Origin of the sequence: Glaciecola punicea ACAM 611 (assembly GCF_000252165.1) — a bacterium.
Classification (GTDB): Bacteria; Pseudomonadota; Gammaproteobacteria; order Enterobacterales; family Alteromonadaceae; genus Glaciecola; species Glaciecola punicea.
In genome coordinates this window covers 36,618-42,737 of sequence record NZ_BAET01000025.1, presented here as the reverse complement: position 1 = coordinate 42,737, position 6,120 = coordinate 36,618, and the positions used below count along the sequence as shown (strand labels likewise).

Here is a 6,120-nt window from a genome sequence, read left to right as displayed (position 1 = left end):
ATACTCTCTAAGCTTTTCCTTGGCTCCCCGAAGCGAGAGGCGCATTGTACTGATAGATTTACCCAAAGCAAGTGCTTTTATTAAAAAACTTTTTAAAAACACCTGTTTGCATATTTTCTGCGCAAAGACGGATAAGTTATGGGTAAACATTGTTAAAATTCTGCTTATAATGTAACTACATAATGACTTAATCATTATTACTGGCTATATTTGTGTAACGCTTTAGTATGAGTGCGCAACACATTACCTATAACAATTAAAACAAAATGGTGGATTACCATGATATCTGTAAAAACTTCATTAGCCTTTGTCATCGCGTTTGCGCTAGCTATATTGGCTTATCTTATTTCATCTGCAGCATTCGCTGCTAATCTTACTCACTTATTACCAAGTATCTTTATAATAGTAACTGTAGTTTGCTTTATGGTTGTTTCCTCGGTACAAAGTTCTGCGCGGCCGAACTCGCAGTCAGTTGCTAGTGAGCTATCAAGCTCACTAGCAAATAATACAGTAGAGCCCGCGCCAGCTGACGCTGACGAGACCTCAACACTCTATGTAGGTAATCTTGCATACAAAGCAAATGAACAAATTGTACAAGAGTACTTTGAAAAAGTGGCCGTAGTTAAATCGGTAAGGCTTGTCAAAGATAAACGTACAGGTCGGCGTAAGGGCTTTGGCTTTATAGAAATTAATAGCGGCGATGAAACTGCGTTTATAGAAAAGCTAAACGAGAGTGAACTTATGGAACGAAATATTATTGTTCGCCCGGCCAACGAGAAACAACATTAATGCACACCTTCACGGACATTTTTATACTTTTATAGATGTACAAAATTAAAGACCGTTTTAAAAGCGGTCTTTAATTATTAGCGCACTATTCATAATACCACTAAGTAAACTGATTATTAAAAGCATGAAATCTATTAATAGCCTGCAACACATCAGGAATTTACATTATACACACAATACTCTACTGCAAACTTTTGAATACCTCCAATAATAGACTTCTCTGTATTGTTAATTATTTTAAACAATTCCGCATTTGCAATACTGGTTAAATGAGTCTTTACTAGGTCGACACCGGCTTTTACGCCGGTAATAAGTTTATTTCTAAAAAGTGCCTTATTACTCGAAGCCGGTAACACTATATTTTGTGCTTAAATTGTATTCATAAAATAATACCTCACCATCCTCAACGCTATATCAGTAGTGATTAGTGATTTCTTTAATAAAGAGTTGGTAATTTTCCAATAATCATTAGAATTAACAGATATTTAAAGAAAGGTAATTTTATGATAAATCTGATTTCACACTCTATCCAAGAAGTACAGCAGCTTAGCTATAACGAACAATTCATGGCGAAAAAACAGCATTTAACTCAGCTAATGTCGCCTTTTTATGAAGATGAAGTGCAAGCATTTAAGTCGCCCGAAGCCCACTATAGAATGCGAGCAGAGTTTAGAATTTGGCATCAAGGTGCAGATTCTTACCATATTATGTTTAATCAAGAAACCAAAGAACGATATCGAGTCGATACTCTTGAGGCCGCATGCTCCCTTATCAGTAGCGCGATGCAGGCGGCTATTGGCTTTATTACCCAACAATCAGTACTGCGTACAAAACTATTTCAGATCGACTACTTAGCTACAACCACAAATGAACTTGTCATTAGTTTGTTGTATCACAAAAAATTAGATGAGCAGTGGCAAGCGGCCGCAAAACACTTGCTAGAAGAATTAGGACATTTGGGCAATATTAATATTATTGGACGAGCGCGCAAGCAAAAAGTAGTTGTTGGCAACGACTTTGTGACTGAAAAGCTGTTAATTAAAAACACGTCATTTTCATTTAAACAAATAGAAAATAGCTTCACACAGCCAAACGCCGTTATTAATACAAAGATGATTGAATGGGTTATCGATAATATTAATCAAGATGACACCGATTTACTTGAGCTTTACTGCGGCGCCGGCAACTTTTCTATTCCCTTAAGTCTACATTTTAGGAAGGTACTGGCAACTGAAATATCCAAAACATCGGTAAACGCGGCACAGTTTAATATTCAAGCGAACAATATTGATAATCTTGTTATTGCTAGGCTTTCGAGTGAAGAATTTGTAGAGGCTTTTAATAGAGTCAGAGCGTTTAATCGCTTAGCTAATATCGATTTAGATAGCTATGCTTTTTCTACTGTCTTAGTCGATCCTCCACGAGCCGGGCTTGATGAAACGACACTGCAATTGGTATCGAGCTTTAATACGATTATTTACGTGTCGTGTAATCCATCAACTTTAGTAGCCAACATGCAAATATTAATTAAAACACACCGCGTAATTAAGGTCGCTTTGTTTGATCAATTTCCGTTCACTCACCATATGGAATCAGGCCTTATTTTACAAAAGAGATAACGTATACTGTTCGTTGCTAAAGTTGTTAGGCACAAACATCATCGTTTCTCAATATTAACGAAGTTTGCGTAGTGCATTGCGCCTTTTTCAATGAAGCGAAGTTGTGCCTTCACCCTTTTAGCTATAAGTTCAGTTTCAGTACTGTCGGCGTCTATAGCTTCAGCGCCTGCGCTGAACACTAACTTTACCATTGCTTCTGATTGTATATAGGCGATTGGCATTGGTGTGCCTATTTTATCAACAATATAATCGGCTAACTCTTCCGTAAAATGCTGAATCTCGCGCTTAACAGCAGCCCTAAATGAAGCTGACGTGCCGGTGTGTTCCCGCAATAAAAGACGGAACACGTTCGGGTTGCTCATGATGAATTCAATAAATGTGTCAACCGAAATATTGATAATGCTGCCGCCTGATGCAATACGTTTACGCGCTTGACGCATAAGCTGCCTGAGGGCTAAGCCCGACTCATCGACAAGAGTGAGGCCTAATTCATTAATGTCAGCAAAGTGACGATAAAAGGAAGTAGGGGCAATATTTGCCTCGCGCGCAACCTCACGTAAGCTGATGGTAGTGAAGCTTTTGTTATCGTCTAATAGCGTAAATGCGCCATCTATGATGCGCTGACGAGTTTGTTGTTTTTGTTGTTGACGATTCATACCTAAATGTTTACACCGTTGTTGTGTTTTCTGCAATAAGTTTCTTGCACTTAACGATACTAAAAGTTAAGTTAGCGCACACTCGTACGCTGAATATCTTGAGTATATTGATTTGAAAAAACCACCCCTTATTCCACTCACCGTTACCATATTCGTGGTTACCACCTTAATAGCATTTATTGGTACTCCTTTGTGGGCTATTTATGTTGGTATTGGTTGGACCGAAATATTAACCGCTGTTGCTTTGTTCTTCTTTACTGGCATGTCTATTACAGCAGGCTATCATCGCTTATGGTCGCATAAAACCTTTCAGGCACATCCCGTTGTAAAAGTTGTTCTTGCTGTAGGCGGCGCGATGGCAGTGCAAAACAGCATATTACACTGGGCTAGCGATCATAGGATTCATCATCGCCATGTAGATGAAAATGACAAAGACCCATACTCAGCCAAAAGAGGATTTTGGTATTCACACATGGGCTGGATGCTAAGAGAGTATCAGTCTAATAGATATAACGATTATTCAAATTGTCGCGATTTACAAAAAGACAAAGTTGTTATGTGGCAGCACAAGCATTATATTCCTATAGTGCTTGCTTCTAACATTGGTATAACCGCTTTCTTAGGCTTTTTAAACGGCGATATTATAGGCATGATGTTAATAGCCGGTGTAGCTAGACTTGTTGCGGTGCATCACGTTACTTTCTTAATTAATTCATTGGCACATGTTTGGGGGTCGCGTCCTTATACCGATACCAACACCGCAAGAGACAACGGCATTGTGGCTTTATTCACTTTTGGTGAGGGGTATCATAACTATCACCACATATTTGAATATGATTATAGAAATGGCATTAAGTGGTGGCAGTACGACCCGACTAAGTGGTTAATAAAAACCCTTTCATGGTTTAAGTTAACTTCCCACTTACGCACTACACCTGAAGAACGCATTGAAAAAGCGAAACTGCAGATGCAGCTAAAACACGCAAAAACCAAGCTTATTCATCTGCCCAACGCCGAAGAAGTACTCAACAAGGTGCAGCAAGAATACGACCTTTTATTACATAGAATGGCTGAGTATTATAAGACTAAGAAGTCACTTGTAGCTTTGAAAAAAGAAACACTACAGGCCTCGTATGAAAACATGGAGCTCGATTTCAAATATAAGGAAATGAAACAATCCTTTACGTTGCAAAAAGAAAAATGGCAATCGCTGTACTCTTATTACGTTGAACCCATACCGGCTTAGCAGTTAACAAAAAGGATGCTTCTAGCATCCTTTTTTATTGCCTTAATCTTCATAGAGGAAGATTCTATAGCTATCTGTCTAGTAAATTTTTATACAGCCTTCCTTTTAAATAGAATGTGCGAAGTGCATGGCCATTAGCGCTTATTGTGCTGCTGTTCGCTATTGTCGTAAGCACAATACTTTTTATAGAGCAATTATAAAACGAAACGCTAATGAAGCTGAGCACTCCATAAAGACTGGGATGTACGGTTATTTGACCAAGCCAATTCAATCGACGCTACTGACTGACACCTTAAAAAAGTGACCGGCTCAAATTGTGTCGCATTCACTATATACTCATCGCATTTTTAAGTCGTCTCCTGCGGGTAACACTAAATAGCTTTTTGAACGCCATTATGAATATGTTAGTATGCGATCCGTTTAAATCTGTATATTTTATCTATGACTCAGCCTGCTATTAATCATCGTTTTTGTGTGGCCCCTATGCTTGATTGGACCGACCGACACTGTCGCTATTTCTTGCGTTTGCTGTCCTCTCGCAGTGTGCTTTACACTGAAATGGTTACCACCGGCGCCATAATTCATGGCAGAGGGGATTATTTGCATTTTGATAAAGCAGAGCATCCCTTGGTGCTCCAGCTTGGCGGCAGTAATGCTGCAGATATGGCGAAATGCGCAGCCTTGGCGCAATCACGCGGATACGACGAAATTAATATCAACGTGGGTTGTCCATCTGATCGCGTAAAAAACGGTAGTTTTGGCGCATGCTTGATGTCTAGCCCTTCGGTCGTCGCCGAATGTGTAAGGGCCATGCAGGCTGAAGTAGACATACCTGTTACCGTTAAATGCAGGATAGGCATAGATGACATGGATGACGATGCGGGCTTAAGCGGCTTTGTTCTACCCATATATGAAGCAGGCTGTGAACATTTTATTGTGCACGCACGAAAAGCCTGGCTGCAAGGACTTAGTCCCAAGCAAAATCGAGATATTCCACCGCTTAATTACGAACGCGTTCATAGACTCAAACAAGACAATCCTGCCCTGAAAATAAGTATAAACGGCGGCATTACCACGCTGGAACAAGCTAAACATCAGCTGCAATATGTTGACGGCGTTATGATGGGACGTGAAGTATATGCAAACCCCTTTATATTAAGCAATGTGGACGCTGAAATTTTTGGACATGCAAATGACGATCAAATTACAAGAAGCGAAGTCGTGTATGCAATGAGCGCATATATTAACGAGCAGGTATCATCGTCAGGCGCGCGCGTTTGGCATATTGCTCGCCATATGCTTGGTCTGTTTCAAAGCCAAGTTGGCGGCAAAATATGGCGTCGTTATTTGAGCCAAAACGGTACTGCAAAGCACAACAACCCACAGCTTTTAATAGAAGCGTATGAGCAAGTCTTAGCAGCGCAAGACAAGGCAGAAAAGGACACACTAATTTTTGGTCAAAACCGCCAACCAAACTAGTGGAAATGACTACTTATTTCAAAATAAAACTTTCCTTTTGGGCTACTATATTTAGGTGCTGCGCTAAAGCACTGTTTCGAATAACTTTTTCAAATTCAACATTCTTGGCATAGCATTCGCTAAGTAAAATTACGGCTGCACTGTGCAGCAGTAATTTTACTTAGGTGATTAGCCGCTGCGTAGTATCTTTTATGTCTCTATTTACACAAAGATAGTCCCGGCAGCGCTACTCACAAAAATTAAGCACAAGGAATAAAAATATGCTAGTACAAGTCAACCTTCTTAGTTTGCTGTTGTCTCCTGTCTTATTTTTCATTGTTGGCAGTGTGTT

5 protein-coding genes are annotated in these 6,120 nt (G+C 39.7%); 4 read left to right on the top strand and 1 reads right to left on the bottom strand.

Going from position 1 to position 6,120, the window contains the following annotated elements; translation table 11 throughout:
- The first annotated feature begins 279 nt into the window (after positions 1-279).
- On the top strand, positions 280-789 hold the full coding sequence (locus tag GPUN_RS09910; protein WP_006006221.1) for an RNA-binding protein: 510 nt from the start codon (positions 280-282) through the stop codon (positions 787-789).
- Between the two features lie 503 nt (positions 790-1,292).
- Positions 1,293-2,408: a tRNA (uridine(54)-C5)-methyltransferase TrmA gene (trmA, locus tag GPUN_RS09900; RefSeq protein ID WP_006006217.1), complete on the top strand. Its 1,116-nt coding sequence runs from the start codon at positions 1,293-1,295 to the stop codon at positions 2,406-2,408.
- A gap of 38 nt (positions 2,409-2,446) precedes the next feature.
- On the opposite strand, the gene fabR is transcribed toward trmA, so the two are convergent.
- Positions 2,447-3,064, bottom strand: coding sequence for an HTH-type transcriptional repressor FabR (gene fabR / locus GPUN_RS09895; RefSeq protein WP_006006214.1), 618 nt, complete (start codon positions 3,062-3,064; stop codon positions 2,447-2,449).
- A gap of 112 nt (positions 3,065-3,176) precedes the next feature.
- On the opposite strand from fabR, the gene GPUN_RS09890 reads away from it, so the two are divergent.
- Together GPUN_RS09890 and dusA are read left to right on the top strand one after the other, a co-directional pair.
- Positions 3,177-4,310, top strand: a complete 1,134-nt coding sequence (locus GPUN_RS09890) for an acyl-CoA desaturase (protein WP_006006212.1) — start codon at positions 3,177-3,179, stop codon at positions 4,308-4,310.
- A gap of 441 nt (positions 4,311-4,751) precedes the next feature.
- Positions 4,752-5,789: a tRNA dihydrouridine(20/20a) synthase DusA gene (dusA, locus tag GPUN_RS09885; protein WP_006006207.1), complete on the top strand. Its 1,038-nt coding sequence runs from the start codon at positions 4,752-4,754 to the stop codon at positions 5,787-5,789.
- Positions 5,790-6,120 lie beyond the last annotated feature (331 nt).